Source organism: Neomesorhizobium albiziae, assembly GCF_900114255.1.
In the GTDB taxonomy this organism is placed as follows: domain Bacteria; phylum Pseudomonadota; class Alphaproteobacteria; order Rhizobiales; family Rhizobiaceae; genus Neomesorhizobium; species Neomesorhizobium albiziae.
Genome location: NZ_FOSL01000004.1, coordinates 317,896 through 339,144, shown reverse-complemented (window position 1 = coordinate 339,144; position 21,249 = coordinate 317,896). Strand labels below are relative to the sequence as shown.

Sequence of the window (21,249 nt, the reverse complement as noted above, 5' to 3'; positions counted from 1 at the left end):
GCGGGTCAGTTTGTGACCAGCAAGCTCGGGATTTGTTCGCCTTGGCTGCCAAACTTCGCTTGCCCCATCGCACAGGCGCCGTCGGCCGACAACTGGCCTACACGCTCAAGGACGCCCGTGCTGATCTCGTTTGCCTCGGCGTGAAAAACGCCGCTTATTGCAAAAGCGTTGCGAGGTATGCCCGCGCTATCCATGGCATCATTCGCCACGCGCTCATTAGCGACCAGGTAAGGGCATTTCTTGGCGATCATGGTCGCTTCCAGCAAATACCGGATCACCGTCCGCTGTGCCTCTGTCGCTCGCTCTGCCGATGCTGCAGTCGTTCCGGCAATCAGAACGGCCGCAACGATGAGTTTTCGTTTCATCTCCCCGCCTCCATTTTTCGGCACCTTAGCGTTGCGGCTTGCTGCTTCGCAAGCGCGCGCCCTTCTCCCCCTTTCAGCTTCGCAGCGGAGATAGGGTCGATTTGCTGCCCCAACGGGGTCGCAAGGGTCGATAGCGGCCCTGTCGGGGTCGCAAGAAAACGGGGGAAGGGGTGAAAAGCCATGCAAAATCAATAGGTCTGGACGATAGGGACGATAGGGACGATCGTTCGCGCCCTTTTTTATATGTGTGGCGTTTAAGAAAAGAAGAAATTCCTGCGAAATTTTATACACATTATGGGATTTATCCTCCCTAGCGTCCCTACCCTCCCCAATTCAAAAATGAATATAAAGAAATCAAGAGGTTAGAGAAATGATCTTTGGGGACGCAAGCCCGAAAGTTGGGGACGCTAGGGAGGGTAGCGCCCCGCGAAAGCGCAAAATGACGATGTCAGACGCCTTGCGATGGGCGTGGGGTGACGAATTGCCAAAGCTGCATGAGGCCGGCGCATCCGGCGCGCCGTCGGGCTATTCGTCGGGGTGGGGATCGATGATCGCCTATGGCGAACTCAATTCGATCGTCGACAGGCAGCCTAACCGGTTCGGGTGCATTCCGTTCGATCAGGTTGGTTGGCCGCACGCCGATGCCCTGCTTATCGCCGATGCGGTTTCCAGCTTGGCGCAATGCACCGTCGACGTGCCGGAAGGATGGCACCCCATGCCGGAACTGGTAGAGATCGACGAGGCCTTGGCAAGCCGCGCCGTCGGCGACGCGCTGATCAAGGCGACTGTTTCGGACAATGAGGGCGCAATGCATTTTCGCGCTCGGCCCGACGTCCTGGTCGTGCGTCATGCGATCCTCGGCCTTGTGCCCGACTGGCGTCTTTCGCATCGGCCGGTAAAGGAATTCGAGGTCTGGCCGAACGGTCGCCATCGCTGGTTTGTTCGCCGCGACGTCCGCACCGTGGTCGGCGAGGATGCCGACGGAAGCGATCGGATCGCGGTGCAAACGACCGAGGTCGACGGCTGGTCGACGCGCCTGCAGCGCCCCGCGGCTGGTGCATACCGTAAAGCGCGCTTCGCGCCCGACCCGGTGCCGGTCATGGTGGCCCGCGCAGAATATGAAATCTTCTGTGCCGCAATGTGCATGCTGTACGATCAACTCGACGGCACGCTCGAAACGGTTGAGCTTCAGGCGGTCGATTGGCCTGTGCAGCCGTGGGGAGATTCGCCCGAGCGCTCGACAGATTCGCGACGCGGGCGAATTCTGCCCGACCTGTCGGCCGTTTCGCCGTCAAATGGACTGCCGGAAAGCGTAGCGAAATCAAAGGCAAGGAGGCGAAGGAAGCCGGCCGCAAAAGCGGCTTGACGCGCGGACGGAATTTTGAGCATTACTTGTCACGCACCAAAAGGCAGAAGCGACCCGCCCGGCAAAACAGCCCGGCGGGTTTTTCTTTGCCTAGTCGCCATCCCAATACGTGATCTGCTCGACGGGTCGAAGGGAGTAAGCGCCCTTTGCGAAAGGCGCGGGGCGGTGTTCGCATGCTAACCGATGAGGTTCGCCATGAAGCCGGCGGCCAAAACCGCCACAACTGCCGAGGCCTTCGCCCGTGATTATTGCCAACGCTTCCGAATATCTGGCGCTGTCGCGCGCGTTTCGTAAGCTACCTGGCGAAATCAAGGCGAAGGCCTTCGCGCGGGCCGGCAAGCGTGCAACCCAAATGGCGCGCACCGCTTATCTCAAGCGTGCCGCACCGCGGTTGAAACTGCCGCAGAAAGTTATTCGTGAGCGCACGAGCGCAAGGTTCAACGCCGGCGGCAATACGTCCGACGTCGTGGTGCGATCCGGGTGGATACCGCTTCACAAGCTCGGTGCGACGCAAACGTCGAAGGGTGTGCGTGTGAGGCTGCGCGGATCGTACCGCCATGCCTTCATTGCGAAGATGGACTCGGGGCACGTTGGCGTGATGCTGCGCGAGGGATCGAGTAGGCTTCCCATTCGGGAACTGTTCGGCCCCAACCCGGCGCACGACATCACGAACAACGATGCTGTCTATCTGGAACTGCTCGCCGAAGTGATCGACGAGGCGCTTGCGCCTCGCGTCCTTCATGAGATTGATCGCCTCCTGCCCTGACCTCCCGAGGCAGACAGGAGGCAGGGGGTCGGTGGGTCCCTCCCGCACCCCTGCCCCTAGCGGGCCGGGGCGACCCCGAGATATCGCTAGCGAGGCTGCCCGAAACTTGGGTTAACACGGTTAACACCACGGCGGCCGGTTAACACAGAAAAGGCAACCGCAGGCATGGATCCAAACGAAGCCGACAGCGGCGGCGTTTGGGTGACGTGCGCCGAGCTTGCTCGCCGGCGCGGCGTATCCCGCGCCGCCATCACCAAGCGGGTCGACCAACTTGAGAGCGATGGCAAGATTGCCACGAGGCGCGACGGCAAATCGCGCATGGTCGAGCTTGTATCTTTTGACCGCGCCGTCGGCCAAACCGGCGACGCGGTTAAGGAACACGCGGCAGAAACCCGCAAAGAGACCGCCAACAATTCGGCGGCAATGCGTGATGCGCAGACTGAACGCGCTCAGTATGACGCCCGTCTCAAGGCGCTCGACCTCGCCGAGCGGCAAGGGGCGGTGCTGCCGATCAAAGGCGAGCACGGGATCGAGGCGGCCGCGGCGGCAATCGGGATCGTGCTGGCACGCGACCTCGACGGCCTCGCGCGCTACGCCGACGAGATCGCTGCTGTCGTCAGCCGGGAAGGCGTCGCGGGCGTGCGGCGCCTGCTCAAGGAAATCAGCGTGAAGGTGCGCGGCGAGATCGCCGCAGCGCTTTCGCAAATCGCAGCACAAGGCCAGGCCGCCGAGAGCGCCGGACCGATCGAGACAGTGATACCCGACGAATGAAAATCTCTCTCGCCCGTTCCGCCCTGGCGGTGATTGCTGGCGCGATGGCGCTTGCCGTGACACCGCCGGCGCCGCTGCCACCGTCGGCATGGGCGGGTGAAAATCTGGTCGTGCCCGACGGTCCGCGCGCCAACGAAAGATGGGATCGCGCGCTCGGGCTGCATTGCGTCGAGATCGTCGACGCCCTCGGGCCGGATTCGCTCGAAAACGAAATAGCGGTCATGAAGTCGGCACAAACCGGTTTCACGACCGTCCTGATCATTTCGGCCGGCCATTCGATCGACCGCGATCCTTGCCGCATGATGATCGTGCAGCCGACGTCCGGCGCGCTGTCTGACTTCAACAAGGAAAAGCTGCAGCCGGCGATCGAGGCCTCGCCGGCGCTGGCGAAAAAGGTTCGCGGCGTCACGTCCCGGTCGGCGGAGGGTTCGACGGCGACGTCGAAGCAGTTCGCCGGCGGTTCACTCACGTTGGCGATCGCGTCGTCGGCGGCCGACCTCCGGTCTAAAACGATCAAGAAAGCGTTCCTCGACGAGATCGACGAGTATCCCGACGACCTCGATGGCCAGGGCGACCCGATCGAAATGGTCGAGGCTCGGCAGATTTCGTTTTTGGCGACTGGCGATTGGAAGCGGCTGAAAATTTCGACACCGACCGTCAAGGGCGCGTCGAAGATCGAGGCCGCTTATCTCGCCGGCGATCAACGGCGATGGCACGTAGCCTGCCCCGGCTGCGGCGATCGTTTCGTTTTCGAATTCGACAGGAAGCATTTCCGGTTCAATGACGAGCATCCTTACCAGGCTCACTATGTGACGCCGTGCTGCGGGACGATCATTGAAGGCCACGAAAAGAACGCGGTCTATCGCGCTGGCGAATACCGCCCGACGGCGACGCGGCCGGGTGTGGGGCGCAGCTATCATTTCTGCGCAATGTCGTCGCCGCTCGTGCCGTGGGATGAAATCGCCCGCAAATTCGTCGAGGCAAACGGCGATCCGCTCAAGCTGAAGGCCTTCTATAACCTATGGCTCGGCCTGCCGTATGAGGTCCGCGGCGACGCGCCCGATCACGTTCGGCTTATGGAGCGCCGCGAGTCGGACATGACGCGCGGCCATATCCCGCCGCTCGGCCTCATTCTGGTCGGATCGGCCGATGTGCAGATGCGCGGCATTTACTACGAGATCAAGGCTTACGGCCCCGATCGGCAAAAATGGATCGTCGACGCCGGCATCATTGAGGGCGAAACCAACGACCCGCACGCCGGCGCGTTCCTGAAGCTCGCCGAGGTCTATGAGCGGGCTTGGCCCGACGCATATGGCGGATACCGCCGGGTCGACGCGTTCGGCGTCGACTCCGGTTTCCGCAGCCATGTCGTCTATACGTGGGTTCGCGGGCGCAACGGTGCTTTCGCCCTCAAGGGTCTTGACGGATGGTCGCGCCCGGCGCTCGGCACCGGCACGGCAGTCGATATCGATTTCAACGGCAAGCGGATCCGCAACGGCGTTCATGTATGGGGCGTTGGGACCTGGCCGCTTAAAGGCGCGCACTATGACGACCTGCGCAAGGAAGGCATGAAGGCCGGTCAGGAGCGCGATCCTTCCGGCTACTGTCATTTCGGAACTTGGCTCGACGAGGTCTATTTCCGGCAAATCACGTCGGAATATCTGGCGAACGAGAATTTCCGCGGTCGCGTCCGCCGCGTCTGGAAAGTCCGCGCCGGCGAGGAAAACCACTTCCTCGACTGCACGATCTACAACGACGCACTTGCCGATTATCTCGGCCTCTCGCGCATGACGACCGATGAATGGGCGACGCTCGCGTCGGAGCGTTGCGCACCGGAAGTCGTCAAAAGACCTGACCTGTTTTCGCCGCAACCGCTGGCGGTACAGAAACCTAACCGGCCTGATGCGCCGCCTGCCACCGATGGCGCCGAGACCGGCGATGTCGATGAACGCACGGCATCTGCTGGCGGCGACTCTTTTTGGGATGAATATTGATGGCATGGACGCAAAGCGACCTCGACCGTATCGAGGCGGCGATCGCGAGCGGCACGCGCCGCGTTCGCTTTCAGACGCATGAGGTCGAGTATCAATCGACCGGGGACATGCTCAAAGCGCGCGATGTGATCAAGGCGGAAATCGACGCAAGCGCCCGGCCGGGCGTGTCCTTTGCCGAGTATGAGGGCGGTTATTAAATGAACGCGCTTGACCGCATCATTGGCGCGATTTCGCCCGTGTGGGGCGCCCGCCGCGTCGCTGCGCGCCAGGTGCTAGACACCTATGGCGAACGCGCCTATGCGGCCGCGAAGTCCGGCCGCCGCAATAAGGGGTGGAGCGGTCGCTCTACGTCGGCCAACGGCGAAATCGGGTCCTCGCTGCGCGATCTCCGCAACCGTTCGCGCGAGTTTGTGCGCGACTCTTGGGCAGGTCAGCGCATGCTCGACGTGCTGACGTCTCACGTCGTCGGCACTGGCATTGTGACGGTTCCGAATACCGGTTCCGACCGGCTCGACAAAGAGGTCAAGCTCGTTTTCGAGGAATGGGCCGAGCAGGCCGATGTCGAGGGCTTCCTCGACTGGTCTGGCATTCAGGCGTTGACGGTTCGATCAATGATCGAGGGCGGCGATACGGTCGTTCGCTATGTCGACATTCCGTTGGCCGACGCCGGGCGAACCGTTCCATTCCGACTGCAGGGACTCGAAGGCGATTCCATTGACACGTCGAAGGATACGGCGGCGATCGTGCAGGCAGGGCGCCGAATTCGCCTCGGCGTTCAAATGGGTGTGTTGGGTCGCCGCGAAGGCCTGCATCTGTTCGAAGATCACCCGAGCGAGTTGGGCCTCAATGCGGTCCAATCGAATTTCGTGGCCTGGTCGGACCTCAGCCATATCTATCGGCCGCTGCGCTTTGGCCAGGTCCGCGGCGTTCCATGGTTCGCTTCAATCCTGTTGAATGCGCGCGAAGTGCAGGACTTGATCGAGGCGACGCTCGTCAAGGCGCGCACCGAGGCGTGCTTTGCCGGATTTATCCGTCGCACGTCAGGGGGCATGTCGCCGCTGGCCAGGCAAAACAAGGATGACACGGACGGTAAAAAGCTGACCCGCATCGAGCCTGGCATGCTGGCCGACATCGGGGACGGCGAGATCACGTTCGCCAGCCCGTCATCGCAGACGGCGTTCGGTGAGGTCTATATGACCGCCATGCAGGCTATGGCCGCCGGAGCGGGCATTACCTATGACCAACTCACGGGTGACCTGCGCCAGGCGAATTATTCCAGCCTCCGCGCCGGCAAGATCGAGTTTCGGCGGCTGGTCGAGCAAGTGCAATGGACGGTCGCCGTCCCGCAGCTGATTGCGCCGGTGCATCGCCGGCTGATTCACCGCGCTGTTTTCCACGGCAGACTTAAACGCCGCCGTGACGGCTATCCGATCGACCACATTATGCCGGCGGTCGAGCCTATCGATCCGAAAAAGGATCTTGAGGCCGACATTCTGGCCGTGCGCGCGGGTCGAACCTCGCCACAGGAATTCATCGCCGCTTGGGGTCGCGACTGGCGCAAGGTCGTCGAGGATACTGCAGCGTTTTACGAAACGATCGACAAACAGCGCGACGGCGCCGGACTGGCGCTCGATATCGACGCGCGCAAGCCAATGAAAGGATCGCCTGACAATGGCAAGCAAACCGGAAACGGCAAGGCCGACGAAGATGAGTGACGGCAATCGCGACCTGCCGATCGAGACGCGGGCGGCGGCGATTACGTCTGTAAATGCCGAGACACGCACAATCGAGGTGACATGGACAACCGGCGCGGCCGGCGACCGTTTCGACTGGATGAGCGGCCAGCGCTACGTCGAGGAATTGGTCGTTTCCGATAAGGCGGTGCGGCTAGGTCGGCTCAATTCCGGCGCGCCGGTTCTTGACAGTCACGATCGCCATAGCGGGATTCAGGGCATGCTCGCGGTCGTCGAGCGGGCATGGATCGAAAAGGGCGAAGGCCGCGCGACGATCCGCTTTCCAAAGGAGGGCGTTGACGAAAAGTCTGACGCCGCTTTCCGCAAGGCAACCGACCTCGGCCCCGATGGGCGCCCGTTCCTCCGATCGCTTTCAGTCGGTTATCGCCGGCTGAAAATCGAAGTCGACAAGAGCAAGGATCCGCAGGTTTGGCGCGTCGTCGACTGGGAACCGTTCGAGATTTCTTTCGTCACGGTTCCTTTCGACGTCGGCGCTCAAGTCCGCAGTGACAAAGCGGAAACCTTCCGCTGCGAATTCCGGGCACTGCCCGGCCAGAATGAGGCGCGACGCATCCGCATGCGAATGCGTGCCCTCGAAACGGCCCGCTAAAGCACGCGCCTCGCGAGCCAACTGCCCTCAACCCGGCCTTTGGGCAAGGCGTCAACCAGGAGCAATCCGAAAATGAAGAAGCTGCTTAAGAAGCTGCGGGACCTCGAAACCCGCGCGGCCGCGAAGCTTGCCGAGATCAAAGACGACACGACCGATGAGGCCGCGCGCTCGATCGAGGCGGAACATCAGGCCATCCTTACCGAAATTACCGCGACCCGCGCCGCGATCGACGCAATGGCCGACGAGGATGACACCGACCCTGCCACCACGCCGGCGCCGGCTGCCGGTGACGCCGCTCGCGCCGCTGACATCATGGCGCTCGGTCGCGATGCCGAAATGGACGCCGGCGATATCGAGCAGGCCGTGCGCAATGGGACCTCTGTCGAAGAGTTCCGGAGTCGTGCTTGGGATCAAATGGTTTCGCGTTCGCGACAGGTCCGCACCGAACCCGGCCGTGTTATCCGCGACCAGGCAGAAACCCGCCGCGCCGGCATCGTTGCCGCCTTGGCGTTCCGCCTCGGCGGTGAAGCGCCGACCGGCGACCGCGCTGAAATGGCACGCGGCTTCATGGAGTTCCGCGACGCCGTCGAATTTGCCGGCGCGGCGATCGACTATCGCGGCGCAATCCGCACCGTTCGGGAGCGTGAAGAGGTTCTTTCGCGAGCTTTCCACACCGCAAGCGACTTCCCGGCGATTTTCTCCGATGCCATCAACGTGACGCTTGAGCGTCGTTATGCGCTGGCGAATCCGACCTATCGCCAAGTCTCGCGGCGCCGCGATTTCATGGATTTCCGCCCGCATACCGCCGTCGGTATCGGCGAATTCCCAATGCTGGAAAAGCTGACCGAAGCCGGAGAAATCAAATTCGGCACCTTCGGCGAAGGCAAAGAGCAGATTGCCGTCGTGCCCTATGCCAAGGGGTTGCGTATCTCGCGCCAAATGCTGGTCAATGACCGGCTCGGCGCAATCGCCGATATTTTCGGCGGTTATGGGCGCACCGTTTCGCGGTTCGAGGAAATCACCTTCTACGCGATGATGCTGTCGGCCAACACAAAGCTTGCCGATGGCAAGGTCGTGTTCCATGTCGACCATGCCAACCTTGCCGGCGCAGGCGCCGCGATTTCCGTCGCCTCGATCGGCGCCGGGCAGGCTGCGATGCGAAAGCAGAAAGGACTCGATGGCGCGACGCTCAATGTAACGCCGAGCATTCTGCTCGTCTCGCCCGACAAGGAAACCGAGGCGCTGCAGTATGTGGCGCCGATCGCCGCAAACGACTCGGTTAAGGTCAACCCGTTCGTCGGGACCCTGACGCCGGTCGTCGCGGCTGAGCTTTCCGGCAACGGCTGGTATCTGTTCGCCAATCCCGAGGATGCGGCGGTCTACCAGTGGGGCTATCTCGACGGCTATTCGGCGCCGCGTGTGCGCTTCGACGAGCCGTTCGGAACCCAGGGCATCGGCATGACCGTCGAGCACGATTTCGGCGTCGGCGCCATCGACTATCGCGGCGGCTACAAGAACCCCGGCGCATAAGCGGGCCGATTAGCGACAAGCCGGGCGGCTCAAGGCGGGCCGCCCGCCCTACACCCCGTCCCATCAATCTCGCGGCCGCGGCCGCATTGTCGAAAGAAACTTCGATGAAGAACTATATCCAGCCCGGCAATTCCATCACCATCCCGGCGCCCGCGGGCGGCGTCGTCTCCGGTCAGCCTGTCGCTGTCGGCTCGTTGCGTGGCTTTGCCGCCGCCACCGCTGCCGATGGCGTCGACGTCGCGATTGTCCGCAACGGTGTTTTCGGCGTGGTCAAGGTGGCCGGCGAGGCATGGGCCATTGGCGACAAGGTCTACTACAACGCCACCAACGGCAATTTCACCAAGACTGCGGCCGGCGCCGTGCTCTTTGGCTTTGCCACGGCGGCGGCGCTCTCGGCTGCAACTGCTGGTGAAGTGGCTCTCGGCGACACGCTCTAAGAGCCGCACGTGACCAGTGAATTCGCGCACCTCGCCATGCTCGCCCGACACGCCGTCGACGCGGTGCATGGCGAGGCCGCGACCCTCAAGCCGCAGGATCGAGCCAAGGGGCCGCACGGCGCCGGCGCGCCGTCGGCAACCCGCGCCGAGCAGCCGATCGTTGTCGCGTTTTTCCAGGACACGGAATTTGCCGCTCGCCGTCGTGCCTGGCCAACTATCGGACAGGCTGGCGATCGCATGCTCAATAGGTCGCCAGAAATATACGGCTCGACCAGCTTTGCCGGCGAGATCGCGATCGGCGACAGGATCCTGCGCGACCCGGATGGTTCCCGCAAATTGTTTGAGGTCGTATCGCGTGATCCCGACGGTATCGGAAACGCCATTCTCGGCCTCGCCTCGATCGCGAACGGATAAGCTACATGCTCGCCGCTGAAGCCGCCCGTCTGGCCGCTCTTGAGGTGCTGTGCCCCAAATCGGCACTTGACGCGGACGGGCCTTATCCGACGCTCGCCGGTCATAAGGTATTCGACAGTCGGCTTGTCGGGATCGACGATCTCGATCCGACAGCGAAATTCACGCCCGTCCTGGCGTTGTTTACGGCCGATAGTGCGGCCGTGATGCGCGGCGAGGCCGCTTCATTCGACGATGCCGAGGCGACGTCTACACTTGAAATCATCGCTGAACTCGCGGTCGCCTCGACCGACGAGGCCGGCGAGCCGTTCGCCGACGCAATGCCGGCCGACGATTGGGATGCCCGTCTCGTGCTCGCGGCGCTGTGCGGCCAAGTTCGCCGCCTTCTGCAATACGACGAGCGCGGGTGGTTGTTCCGCCGCTTCGTCCGGCGCGTTGTTCGCGTGACCGAGGAAACGTTTGCCATTCCGCAGCTTGGCGCGAGATGGCACCGGGTAACCATGCGTTTCGAATTGAGCCTGCCGGATGACGTGTTCGTCGACGCGGCCGGCATGCCGGAACCGCTCAAGACGCTGGCGGCCCTTTTGCCATCGGGGTCGCCGGCACGGAACAAGCTCACAGTGCTTGCGGCGCATTTCAACGCCGTGACGCGCACCCCGCTCGCTGGTGTTGATTTCGCCGACCCGGCTTTGGATGTCGGCCTTACCGCCAATATGGAGTGATAGCCGATATGGCCAATACAAAACTCTATGCGCCGGCGCGCCCCGGTCTGTTGATCCCGATGCCGGATCGAGACAACCGCCCCATTCCGGCCGAAGGCATCGCGGCCGACCTGGCCAAACTTTATTACCGCCGGCTTTTCGATGATGGCGACATTGTCGAGGTCAAACCGACAACCGACCGGCCCGCCGCGAAGCGTGCCGCCCTTAACCGCAAGTGAGGCTCGACCACATGTTCAACCAAATCCCCGGCAACATCATTGCCCCGATCGTCGCTTTCGAAGTCAATTCCGGCGGACAGTTCGAAAACCGCTCGCGCCTGCTCCTGATCGGTCATGCGCTCGCGGCCGGCGCAGTCATTGCCGCAAACACGCCGACGCCCTGCCCGACGATCGCCGAGGCGCGCCGCCTCGCCGGTGCCGGATCGATGCTTGATGACATGGTTCGGATGGCCCGCCGCAACGCGCCCGCGCAGGAAATCTGGATCCTCGCCGTCCCCGAAACCGGGACCAAAGGCACCCGCACGATCACGATCGACTCCGCGCCGTCGGCCGGGGTCGGCGCAATCCAGATTGCCGGTGAGACGCTGATGGTAACCGTGGCATCCGGTGACACAGTAGCGGCCGTCGCGACCGCGATCGCCGCCAAGATCAATGCGTATTTCAACGCGCTCACCGGCGCCAGCCTGCCTTATACCGCGACCTCGGCGCTCGGCGTTGTGACCCTGACGCCGCGCCATGCCGGCGCGGTCATGGACGGGATCGACATCAACATTCCGGTGCTCGACGGTTCAAACGTGTTTTCCGGCAAGGCAACGCTCGGGGCGACCGCTGGCGCCGGCACGCCCGACCTTAGCGCTGGCCTGGCAGCACTCGGCGACGATGAATTCGACTGGATCGTCAGCCCGTTTTCGGACGCGACCAACGTCGGCCGCTATGCGACGCTTTTGTCCGACACTTCCGGGCGTTGGGCATGGAACCGGCAGATTTACGGTCATGTGTTCTATCCGCTGTCCGACTCGATCGCCAACCTGACGACGCACGGCCTCGCGCGTGACAGCCGGCATCTGTCGGTTATTCCGATCATCGCCTCGTCGAATGCGCCGAACCCGGTTTGGCAATGGGCGGCCGGCCTTGTTGCCCGCATTGTGCCCTGGCTGTCCGATGGTGCGACAGGTAACGTTTCCCGCAATCAGACGGGACTTGTGGTCGAGGGCTTGCTGCCGCCCCGCGACCGCGCCGGGTGGCTCGATTTCGCGACCCGCGACGCCTTCCTCGGATCCGGCCTGTCGACTTGGAAAGTCAACACTGGCGGCAATGTGGTGATTGACAAGATCGTCACCACATCGCGCACGTTCAATGGCGTTCCCGACACGACGTTCCGCGACGTCCAGAAGATCGGCCAGCTTGTTTATGCGCTGCGCCTTTTCCGTACCGATCTCACGATCGAGCACGGCCAAAAGGCAGTCGCTGACGACAATCCCGGCAACCTGCACACGATCTCGACGCCCGCCGACATCAAGGCCACGTTCATGCATTCCTATCAGCGCATGGTGATGACCGGTGTTCTGGAAAACGCCGTGAAGGCCGCCGAGCTTATCGAGGTCAAGCGCAATATCGACAACCCGAACCGGGTCGACATCTACGCGCCGATCGACGTCGTCAACCCGCTCGACGTCATCGCCGCCAACGCAGTCGTCTATTCGCAGTTTTCGCCGGTCTAGCGACCGGCGGAACGCGCCTTCGCCTTTCCCCCAATTCGAAACTAACCCCGAGGAGTCCAGCCAATGGCCGGAAAAGATTTTGGCGGCGTGATGAAATTTCGCGATTCCAGCGGCCGCAACATGTCGCTGCGCGGCACATTCACGTGCTACCCGGCGACCAGTTCGGTCGAGGGCATAGTCAACCAGGACGGCAGCCCCGATCGTGTCGTCACGCCTTCGGCGCCGCGCGCAGAAATCAACTTCGCTGACAAGGGCGTCGACCTTGCGGCGATGATGGGCGATGCCCGCCGAGACGTCACGATCGTCGAGGAATTCACGGGCATCATCCACCTCTATACCCAGGCCTTCTACACCGGCGAACCGGCATCAAACCGGGTCAATGGTGAGGTCTCGGGCGTCGGGATCATGGCCGAAAGCTACAGGAAAATCGGCTAATGGGTGACGCTACGGTTGCGCTGTCGCGCACCTACACCGAAACGGGTAAGCCCGTTTCGGTGCTTCAGTTCCGGGGTCCGCGGTGGCAGGATTTTGTCGATCTCGGCGAAATCGAAGAATGGCAGCCGATTGGCGATCAACGCATGGTGCTTGTGCGGCATCACGACGTCGTCGCCAAATATGCCGAGCGGTGCGTTAAAGAGCCGTCCGGCGCCGCCGACCTGGCGGTTCTCGACCTGGCCGATACGATCGCGGTGCATGAAGCGATCCGCGATTTTTTCGTCTCTGCCCGCTCGTCGAGGAAGCAGCTGACCGACTCCTCTGGCGATTCGGAAAAGGCTTCGACGAAGTCGGGCGCCTGACCTTCGACGAGATCTTGACATACGGCAATCGCGCCGCAGCCTGGGAAAACCGCAGACATGTCTAATCGCACGATCGAGGCGATCCTCCGATTGTCGTCTAAGCTCGGCTCGATGGCCGCGTTTAGTCAGCTTTCCGGTCACCTCGACAAGGTCGATCGTAAGGCCAAGGCATTCAACCGAAGCCAAAGCATGATCGCCGCTGGCGCTCGCGATATGCATGGCATGCTGTTGCGCTATGCCGCGCCGGCCGCGCTCGCCTTTGGCGCCAAGCAGGCCTTTGTCGACTTCGCTGAACTTGAGCGGCGCATGACCAGGATCGGCATCACTGCCGATGCGAGCGCCGCCGAAACCAAGGGTGCATTCGATACAATCCAGCGCAGTGCGAAGCAATTCGCGTTGCCGATCGATCAGGCGGTCGAGGCGGTCGACACGCTCGTTTCGTCCGGCATGTCGTTGTCCGAGGCGATGGATTTCATGCCGTCGGTATTGGCGACGGCGCAGGCCGCCGGCGCTGCGACCAGCGATATCGCCAACACGGCACAGAAGGCAGCAAGCGCCCTGAAGATCGAGGCGAGCGAAATGCAGCGCGCTTTCGACATCATGGTCACCGGGGGCAAGGAGGGCCAGTTCGAACTAAAGGACATGGCGTCCTTTATTCCTGAGCTTGCCAATTCGTTCGCTTCCCTCGGTTACGAGGGCGAGGAAGGCCTGAAAAAACTGGTCGCGGTGCTGCAGACCATTCGCGAGGACACCGGCTCGGCGGGCGCGGCGGCGACGCAGGCGCAGAACATTTTCGGCAAGATGTACAGTTCCGACACAGGCAAGAAGTTTGCCGACTTCGGCATCGACCTTCGCGACTCTCTTGCCGCGGCAAAGAAGAACGGCGAGGACACGCTTGCGGCATTCGTGCGGCTGTCCAAAGAGGCAATCGACGGCGACCTTAGCAAGCTACCGCTGCTTTTTACCGATCAGGAATTCCGTCTCGGCATGCAATCGCTGATGACCAGCGCCGACAGCTATCAACGCTTTATCGACGCGGTCAACAATTCCAAAGTCGACGGTTCCGTGATGCGCGACCTCGGGCGCGTGCTTGAGGATAACCAATCGAAGATCGACCGCATGTCGGCCTCGTGGGACCGGTTCAAAACATCAGTTGGCGGGGCTGCCGCGGCGCCTGTCGGTGGCGCCATGGATTACGTCTCCAATAGCGTTGACTATGGGATGGCCGTAAACGCCGGCCTTGAACAAAGCGGCGTCAAAGGTTTTGCCGCGCGCAGTTGGTGGGGCATCACACACGGCCAGGATGAAAAGGACGGCATGGCATGGCGCGGCGGCTTCCGCACTGACGAGCAGCGCCGCGCGATCGATGAATATGGTAAGCTCAAGGATCGCCCGGCGCCCGCTGAAACGGCGGCGACGCCGGTTCTGAAAAAAGATAAGTCGGGGCTGCCGCTCGAGGGGCCAATTCCTGAAACGCGCGATGGGCCTCCGCTCGTGGCAAGGTCGGCCTTTGATCGCAAGTTCGACGCCTATCAGGCCGGTGCCGCGCGATCTCGCCTGCAAGAGAGGCGCGCGGCGCCAACCGATTCCGACCCGATCAAGCTTCCCGATTGGGATGGCGCCTACCCCGATGCGCCTGCCCAAACTCACCCGAGCGCTTGGCCCGACCGGCGGCAAGATGTCAAAGCGGCTGCCGCGTCGCTCACTTCGCGGCCGTCGCCGTCACAGCCATCCGTGCCGGCACCGTCGTTTCGGGAAACCGAGGAAGCGTCCATGTCGGCGCTTCGCAAGGATCACAACGCGATCGCCAATGAAATCGAAATGGCGCTTTCCACCGGCGGCACGGATGCCGGGCAGGCGATCACGCAAGCCGCACGAGCGATCAATGACGCGGGCACAACGGGCGGCCAAAGTTTCGGCAATGAAGCTGGATCGGTCTTCGCTCGCATGCTCAACGGGATGGCCGAGCAATTCGGTTCCCGTGCGGCGGCGTCGTTCCGAAACAGCGTCGGGTCGATAACGGTCAACGCGCGCGTTGCCGGGGGTGGCGGCGTCAACGCCGATGTCGGTCGATCCGGCGGTGACGTTGCGGGAGGGGCACAATAATGTCGCGCGATTGGCTTGCTGCGTTTCGCCCGGCTTCTTTCCGGGGTTCCTCATTCAAAGTCGACGTCGAGGGCGCTGCCGGCGCACGGCGCTTGTCTATATCGCCTATCGCTTACAGCGAAAGCAGCGTGATTGAGGATATGGGGCGAGACCCGCGCCTCTTTGAGATTACCGCTTATGTCGCCGGCGATGTTGCGGATGCACAAGCCTTGGCGCTCGCCGCCGTACTGGATCGCAAGGGCGCCGGACTTCTCGTCTTGCCGATGCTCAAGCCGCTGTCCGCGCGCGTTTCAGAGTGGCGGCTATCGCGCAACCGGCAATTGGCCGGACATGTCGCTTTCGACATCGTGTTCATTGAAGCCGGACTCGGTTCTGTCCCGTCCTTTCAGGGCGGCGTCGGCTTCATCGCCGATATAGCGGCTGCCGGCGTTGGTATCCTTTCGCGCGCCTTTGGGGGCAACTGACTAAAATGCCGGTCACAAACAGCGAAGCAGCCGCGGCAATGGCTGCGGCGACACGCGCGCAATCGGTCGCCGCCATCGTGCTTGCGCAGGACGCCCCGCGGGGCGCCTCGCAAGCGGTTGCGGCGCTCTCTGTGAAGGCTGCCAATTTTGCCGATGATCCAGCCGATTTTGTCGCCGCCTTGCTGTCGGCATGGCGTTCGGTTGCCTTGCACGGCGATGCCGACTTGCTTCGCCCCTTGCTCTCTTTCGAAGTCGATGCCCGTTTGGGTGATCCTGCAGGCGACAGGATGCGTGCGAGCGACATCGTGTGCTTGACTGCGGCGATGGCGGTCGCCAGCGCCAGGGGCACTTATGCCGCCGAGCAAGATGCATCAACCGCGCGTGCCGAGCTTGCGCGGATTGCCACGCCTGCAATCGAGGCGGCGGGTATGTTGGGCGTCGACGCGCTCGAATGGCTGTCGCGACTTACGGGCCAGGCGGCGCTTGAACTATCTCGCATCGCGGCAAACCGCGCGCCGCTTGTTATGGTCGAGACGGGCGTGTCCCTCTCGGCGATCCGTGCTGCTCACGACCTTTACGGTGATGCCAATCGCGCCGGCGAGATCGTAGCGCGCAACCGCGCTGCGGCCGCGGCCTTTCTTCCGGTTGTTTTCGAGGCGCTAAGCCGATGACCCGCGATCCGCTTGAGACATTGACCGTCACAATCGGCGGCCTGGCCTTTTCTGGATGGTCGGAAATTTCGATCGACTATTCGGTCGAGCAGGCGGCGCGGACGGCAAGCCTGACAATTTCGGACCTCGGCGGAGCGTTCCCCGTTGAGCCGGGCAAGGAATGCACCGTCGAGGCAAGCGGTGATCTTGTCATTACGGGGTACGTGCGCGACGTGGCGCCGTCACATGACGAAAGCAGCCATTCGGTTTCGATTTCCGTCGTGTCCCGCACGGTTGACCTCGTCGAGGCTTCCGTCGATCACCCGACCGGGTTTGTAAAGAAAAAGAGCCTCGACGCTATCGCCAAGGAATTCGACACCGCCGGTGTTGGCGTCGAGGCAGACCAGGCCTTTCCGATAGAGCCGGCCAGTTTCATTAATCCCGGCCGGTCGTGGTTTTATCACATGGAACCACTCGCGCGGTCGCATCGGGCTTTCATTTACGATGACGAAAATGGCAAGGCGCAGATTGCCGTCAGGCCGCGCGGCCGGCACGCCGGCGCCCTCACCATCGGCACCGGCGGCAACATCATCGCGGCCTCAGCCAAGCTCACTGAGCGCGGCCGTCACGACGAGGTCATCGTCCGCGGCCAGTCGTCGCGAGGCAGTGATAGCGCCGCTCTGCAGCCGGAAGGTCGCTCTAAGGATTCCAGCGTGCGCCGCCGCCGCCCTCGTATCATCGTGCATGAGAGTGAGACGACGGCTCAGAAGCTAAAAGAGCGCGCCGAGCGGGAAATCAAACGCGCGGCCGGATTTTCGCGCGAGGCCTCAATCACCGTGTCGGGGTGGCGTGACGCCGGCGGGATGATCTTTCGGCCGCACTATCTGATCTCGGTTGCGGATCCCCGAATTTACATCAACCAGGATATGGCGATCAAAAGCGTGCGCCTTACGCAGGCAATCCCGTCCGGCGGCCCTGGCACCCGCGCCGAGCTTACACTTTGCGATCCGCGCGCTCTTGGCGGCGAGGCGCCGGCCGCCGGGGCGGGCGAAGCGAGTGCGGCGGCCTGGGCAACACCCGACGTCGAAACGTCGCTCTCGGCGCCAACGACATAGGAAAGATGGATGAGCGCGTTTACCAGTCAGTTGGTCCGCGTGCGGATTGAAAGCACACGTTACGAAAACGGCCAACTGCTCGTTACCGGCACAGGCATGGCGGGCGAGCGGTTCGAGGATTTGGTTTGGCATGAGCCTCACGGCTTCCACTCGCGGCCGCACGCCGGTTCGGTCGGCTATCTGATCGCGCCAGGTGGCCGCCGTGAGCAAGGCATGGTGATGGCCGCAGCCGATCCGGGGCGGGTGCCAGAAATCGGCGTCGGCGAGGCGGCCATGTATGACAACACCGGCAACAAGGTTGTGCTGTCCAGCGATGGATGGACCTTCAATATGAATTTGACCATCAACGGCAACGTTGAAGTTAATGGCGACATTCATGCAACCGGAACGATTATCGACGACGGCGGCAATACAAATCATCACTCTCACTAGAGCCGGCAATGCGCATCATTCCTCAATTTTCTGACCGGCTTCCGTCGCTGTCGCCCGATCTTGTTTGGGATGGCGTGATGGGCGATCTTGCCGTCGCCGACGCTGGCGAGATCGACAATCGCGGCGGCCTGCGTGCTTGCGCCATGCTGGAAACGGCAGTGCTCATCTGCCTGATGACGGATGCGCGTGCGTTGCCCGATGAACTGCGCGACGGCGATCAAAACCGCGGCTGGCCGGGTGACAGCTTCGACCTCGAAGCGGTAACGGGCGAGGCGGCGATCGGCTCCAAGCTGTGGTTACTCGCGCGCCGCACGGTCGACGCCAATGTGGTCCCGCGGTTGGCTGAAGCCTATGCGATTGAGGCTTGTGAGGTTCTAGTTGGTCAAGGCGCCGTCGCCAATGTCACGGCTACCGCTACTGCCGACCCGACCCGAAACCGCCTCGACCTCACCGTCACTCTGACAGACCGCGCAGGGGCGGTGATTGTTGCGCCGAATTTCTCGATCCTTTGGAGCGAATTGAATGGCATCCGGGTTTCTTCCCCGAACACTTGACGCGATTTCCAAGGCAATTCGCGGCGACTTGAGGCGCGAACTGCCCGGCACCGACGCTCTCGTCTGGCCGAACACGCTTTCGGTGTTCTCCAAAGTCGTGGCAATGGCGATCCAGCTGGTCGAATTACGCGCCGAGTACATCTATCGGCAGATCTTTGCCTCGACGGCGGATCGACGCCACCTTGAACGGCAGGCCTATGAGATTGGTCTTGCGCGAAAGCCGGCGGCTTCCGCAACCGGGTTCATCTTGACGACCGGAACCGCTGGCGCGATCTATCCGGCCGGCATCACCTTTATCTCGGGCGGCTTCACCTATCGCACGTCCGGTGAGGCCAGGGCGCAGGGCAACGGCCAATTGACGTTGCTCGTGCACGCCGAAGCAACTGGGGTGGCAACCAACCGCGCGCCAGACGAGCCGCTGTCCCTCGTCGACCAGGCGCTCTATCCGACCATCGGCGCACAAGCGACAGTCGGCTCAGTTGGCCTTGGCGGTGGGGCGGACGTCGAGAGTGATGAAGCGCTGCGCGCGCGCGTCCTCGATCGCAAACGTCGCCCTCCTCAAGGTGGCGCCTATTCAGATTATGAGCAATTCGCGCTCGCTATTCCCGGCGTTGTCAAAGCGTGGGCATGGCCATTTGCGAACGGTCCCGGCACAGTTGGGGTGTGGTTCCTCTTTACCGGTCGGCCCGACTTCATTCCGACCGCCGGCGACGTCGACGCGGTATTCGACGCGATAGCCGCCCGCCGCCTCATTAGAGCCGGGCTTGCTGTGTCGGCGCCGATCTCGGCACCGCTTGCGATCACAATTTCCGGCCTCGGGATCGACAGCGTTGAGGTGCGCAATCGAATTGAGACCTCGTTGCGGGCCATGCTTTTTGAGCGGTCCCGCCCTGGGGTCGCGATCGAGGCGTTTGTTTTGTCGAGGTCGTGGATTTCGGAAGCAATTTCGTCGGCAATCGGTGAGGATCGTCATGTCCTCGTGTCGCCCGCCGCCGACGTGGTCTTTACCGGCGGTCAATATCCCGTGCTTGGGACGGTGACCTACCTATGACCCGACCGCCTTTATTTCCGGGTGAGCCGCGCACCGCCCTCCTGGCGCTCAAGCCTGCAGGTTTCTCGGGGCCGTATCCCAACACAGCGGATGCGTTGAGCGATCCCGCGATCGACGATGTCGCATCTTCAATGTATGGGCTGTTGCCGACGGGCGGCGCTTGGCGCTCTCCCGACGGCGCCGCGTTCGAACAAAATTCCCGGTTGGGCGCATTCTTGCGCGCGCTGTCCGGTGATTTCGTCACCCTCTACCGGCGAATCTATACGATTGGCCTCGACTCCACGGCCTCGACGCTTGTCGACAGTCTTGACGATTGGGAGAGTGAATACGGCCTTCCCGACCCTTGCCTTGCCGGCGAGCAGACGCGTGCGCAAAGGCTTCGCGCCCTTCTCCTGAAAATCAGGTCGACCGGGACAATTACGCTCGCCGATTTTGTCAACCTGGCGGCATCGGCCGGCTACACGATTTCGATCGATGAGCCGAGTTCCTTCACATGTGGCGTGTCCGACTGTGGCGGGTCCGACGAGATGGGCGGCCATATTGAATATTTTTGGATCGTCAACGTCGAAGGCGTGGCGGTCGACTATTTCGAATGTGGCATTTCTGAATGCGGGGTCGATCCACTCTCGGATTTTGACGAAGCGACCGCGCTGGAATGCCTGTTCCGACGGCTCGCGCCGGCATGGACGCGGCCGATCTTCAACTATTCCTAACCCGAGGGTGTGACCCATGAAGTACCTGCCGCCGTTTAACTCGACGCCGTCGATCGAAAACCCGGAACCGTCCTACTTTGACGGTAATCCTCAAGCCGGGCAAAAGGGCGCGGTCCCGCCGGGGAAGGCAATCGAGCACCCGATGCGGGAAATCCTGGCCGTCATCCAGGCGGCAGGATTGGTGCCTAGCGACAGCGATCTAACGCAACTGTTGCAGGCGATCCAGCTTATCGCCGCGGGCATCGGCGGCGACCCGAATTCATTCGGGTACAATCCGGTGTTCCCCGAAATTATTTCCAATGGCGGCGTAATGTCGCTGTCGTCTTCGGTCGGATCGGTCGTTTTGGCAGCTGCGCAGCAGTTCATTCACCGTGGCGGCACGTTGCAGAATACCAATGACTTCAACCTCGCAGCGCGAACGAAAAGCACGGTTGCCAATAAGACCTACCACTATCGTTGGCGCTTCAATGCCGGATCCCCGGTGCTGGAACTGAAAGACCTGGCCGATCTCGCCTACAATCCGGGCGTCCTGCCTGAGACCCATTGGTCGTTCGACTCCACCTACGACGACATGCTGATTGCGCGCGTCGTCACCGACGCCGGTAACACCCCTTCTGTCACGGCGCTGTTCAATCGGAACCGCATGCTTCACGACGAGACCAAAAACGGCACGCCGATCATGGTCGGTACGGGAACGGGAAACGACGGCGGGCAGTACTCAGAGTCGTTCACCCTCAATTGGGCTCGATCGCCCCTCGCAACCGTCACCGGCTTTGTTGGTCAGGCGACCGTGCCGCTCATTCAAGGTTGGGCCAACAAATTGCTCGCAAAAACCGTCACTCGCTACGGCGTGAATGCCACTATTCAAACCGATTACGATCGGGCGCTGTTCGGCGTCACATTTTTCGGAAGCATGACGCTACAGGCGCAACTTTAAACGAG

At 62.2% G+C, this 21,249-nt stretch carries 25 protein-coding genes; 24 read left to right on the top strand and 1 reads right to left on the bottom strand.

Annotated elements, in window-relative coordinates:
• Positions 1–5: 5 nt before the first annotated feature.
• Positions 6–365 (bottom strand): hypothetical protein, encoded by a 360-nt coding sequence (locus F3H98_RS10130; RefSeq protein WP_149760016.1) that lies wholly within the window; start codon positions 363–365, stop codon positions 6–8.
• 439 nt (positions 366–804) lie between these two features.
• Here F3H98_RS10130 and F3H98_RS10125 point away from each other — a divergent pair, with 439 nt between their 5' ends.
• From F3H98_RS10125 to F3H98_RS10010, 24 genes are all read left to right on the top strand, one after another.
• A complete protein-coding gene (locus F3H98_RS10125) occupies positions 805–1,731 on the top strand; it encodes a hypothetical protein (protein WP_149760015.1) in 927 nt (308 codons plus the stop codon).
• A 241-nt stretch (positions 1,732–1,972) separates the two neighbouring features.
• On the top strand, positions 1,973–2,497 hold the full coding sequence (locus F3H98_RS10120) for a phage tail protein (RefSeq protein WP_149760014.1): 525 nt from the start codon (positions 1,973–1,975) through the stop codon (positions 2,495–2,497).
• A gap of 165 nt (positions 2,498–2,662) precedes the next feature.
• Entirely contained in the window at positions 2,663–3,268 is a 606-nt protein-coding gene (locus F3H98_RS10115; protein WP_149760013.1) for a winged helix-turn-helix domain-containing protein, read from the top strand.
• A complete protein-coding gene (locus tag F3H98_RS10110; protein ID WP_149760012.1) occupies positions 3,265–5,262 on the top strand; it encodes a phage terminase large subunit family protein in 1,998 nt (665 codons plus the stop codon). The genes F3H98_RS10115 and F3H98_RS10110 overlap by 4 nt, the downstream gene beginning before the upstream one ends.
• Positions 5,262–5,459 carry a phage head-tail joining protein gene (locus tag F3H98_RS10105; RefSeq protein ID WP_149760011.1) on the top strand — a complete coding sequence of 66 codons (198 nt, stop codon included), beginning with the start codon at positions 5,262–5,264 and terminating at the stop codon, positions 5,457–5,459. The genes F3H98_RS10110 and F3H98_RS10105 overlap by 1 nt, the downstream gene beginning before the upstream one ends.
• Positions 5,460–6,977 (top strand): phage portal protein, encoded by a 1,518-nt coding sequence (locus F3H98_RS10100; RefSeq protein WP_149760010.1) that lies wholly within the window; start codon positions 5,460–5,462, stop codon positions 6,975–6,977.
• Entirely contained in the window at positions 6,934–7,605 is a 672-nt protein-coding gene (locus F3H98_RS10095; RefSeq protein ID WP_149760009.1) for an HK97 family phage prohead protease, read from the top strand. Before F3H98_RS10100 ends, F3H98_RS10095 begins: the two co-directional genes overlap by 44 nt.
• A 72-nt stretch (positions 7,606–7,677) precedes the next feature.
• On the top strand, positions 7,678–9,135 hold the full coding sequence (locus F3H98_RS10090) for a phage major capsid protein (protein WP_149760008.1): 1,458 nt from the start codon (positions 7,678–7,680) through the stop codon (positions 9,133–9,135).
• A 104-nt stretch (positions 9,136–9,239) separates the two neighbouring features.
• The gene (locus tag F3H98_RS10085) at positions 9,240–9,572 is read left to right on the top strand and encodes a DUF2190 family protein (protein ID WP_149760007.1); all 333 of its coding nucleotides are present in this window, start codon (positions 9,240–9,242) and stop codon (positions 9,570–9,572) included.
• Between the two features lie 9 nt (positions 9,573–9,581).
• Complete coding sequence (locus F3H98_RS10080; RefSeq protein ID WP_149760006.1) at positions 9,582–9,986, top strand: hypothetical protein; 405 nt, start codon at positions 9,582–9,584, stop codon at positions 9,984–9,986.
• Between the two features lie 5 nt (positions 9,987–9,991).
• Positions 9,992–10,705: a hypothetical protein gene (locus F3H98_RS10075; protein WP_149760005.1), complete on the top strand. Its 714-nt coding sequence runs from the start codon at positions 9,992–9,994 to the stop codon at positions 10,703–10,705.
• Between the two features lie 8 nt (positions 10,706–10,713).
• Entirely contained in the window at positions 10,714–10,923 is a 210-nt protein-coding gene (locus tag F3H98_RS10070) for a DUF2635 domain-containing protein (RefSeq protein WP_149760004.1), read from the top strand.
• Positions 10,924–10,934: 11 nt separating this feature from the next.
• Entirely contained in the window at positions 10,935–12,425 is a 1,491-nt protein-coding gene (locus F3H98_RS10065) for a phage tail sheath subtilisin-like domain-containing protein (protein ID WP_149760003.1), read from the top strand.
• 63 nt (positions 12,426–12,488) lie between these two features.
• The gene (locus tag F3H98_RS10060; protein ID WP_149760002.1) at positions 12,489–12,860 is read left to right on the top strand and encodes a hypothetical protein; all 372 of its coding nucleotides are present in this window, start codon (positions 12,489–12,491) and stop codon (positions 12,858–12,860) included.
• Positions 12,860–13,222: a hypothetical protein gene (locus F3H98_RS10055; protein WP_149760001.1), complete on the top strand. Its 363-nt coding sequence runs from the start codon at positions 12,860–12,862 to the stop codon at positions 13,220–13,222. Before F3H98_RS10060 ends, F3H98_RS10055 begins: the two co-directional genes overlap by 1 nt.
• 57 nt (positions 13,223–13,279) lie before the next feature.
• Positions 13,280–15,328 carry a phage tail tape measure protein gene (locus F3H98_RS10050; protein WP_149760000.1) on the top strand — a complete coding sequence of 683 codons (2,049 nt, stop codon included), beginning with the start codon at positions 13,280–13,282 and terminating at the stop codon, positions 15,326–15,328.
• On the top strand, positions 15,328–15,792 hold the full coding sequence (locus F3H98_RS32280; RefSeq protein WP_149759999.1) for a DNA circularization N-terminal domain-containing protein: 465 nt from the start codon (positions 15,328–15,330) through the stop codon (positions 15,790–15,792). Before F3H98_RS10050 ends, F3H98_RS32280 begins: the two co-directional genes overlap by 1 nt.
• A 5-nt stretch (positions 15,793–15,797) precedes the next feature.
• On the top strand, positions 15,798–16,463 hold the full coding sequence (locus tag F3H98_RS10040; protein WP_149759998.1) for a hypothetical protein: 666 nt from the start codon (positions 15,798–15,800) through the stop codon (positions 16,461–16,463).
• Entirely contained in the window at positions 16,460–17,557 is a 1,098-nt protein-coding gene (locus tag F3H98_RS10035) for a phage baseplate assembly protein (protein ID WP_149759997.1), read from the top strand. The genes F3H98_RS10040 and F3H98_RS10035 overlap by 4 nt, the downstream gene beginning before the upstream one ends.
• 9 nt (positions 17,558–17,566) lie before the next feature.
• On the top strand, positions 17,567–17,989 hold the full coding sequence (locus F3H98_RS10030; protein ID WP_149759996.1) for a phage baseplate assembly protein domain-containing protein: 423 nt from the start codon (positions 17,567–17,569) through the stop codon (positions 17,987–17,989).
• An 8-nt stretch (positions 17,990–17,997) separates the two neighbouring features.
• Positions 17,998–18,543, top strand: coding sequence for a phage GP46 family protein (locus tag F3H98_RS10025; protein ID WP_149759995.1), 546 nt, complete (start codon positions 17,998–18,000; stop codon positions 18,541–18,543).
• A 103-nt stretch (positions 18,544–18,646) separates the two neighbouring features.
• Positions 18,647–19,594 carry a baseplate J/gp47 family protein gene (locus F3H98_RS10020; protein WP_188130382.1) on the top strand — a complete coding sequence of 316 codons (948 nt, stop codon included), beginning with the start codon at positions 18,647–18,649 and terminating at the stop codon, positions 19,592–19,594.
• Positions 19,591–20,307, top strand: a complete 717-nt coding sequence (locus F3H98_RS10015; RefSeq protein WP_149759993.1) for a putative phage tail protein — start codon at positions 19,591–19,593, stop codon at positions 20,305–20,307. The genes F3H98_RS10020 and F3H98_RS10015 overlap by 4 nt, the downstream gene beginning before the upstream one ends.
• Before the next feature lie 16 nt (positions 20,308–20,323).
• A complete protein-coding gene (locus F3H98_RS10010; RefSeq protein ID WP_149759992.1) occupies positions 20,324–21,244 on the top strand; it encodes a hypothetical protein in 921 nt (306 codons plus the stop codon).
• The last annotated feature ends 5 nt before the right edge of the window (positions 21,245–21,249 follow it).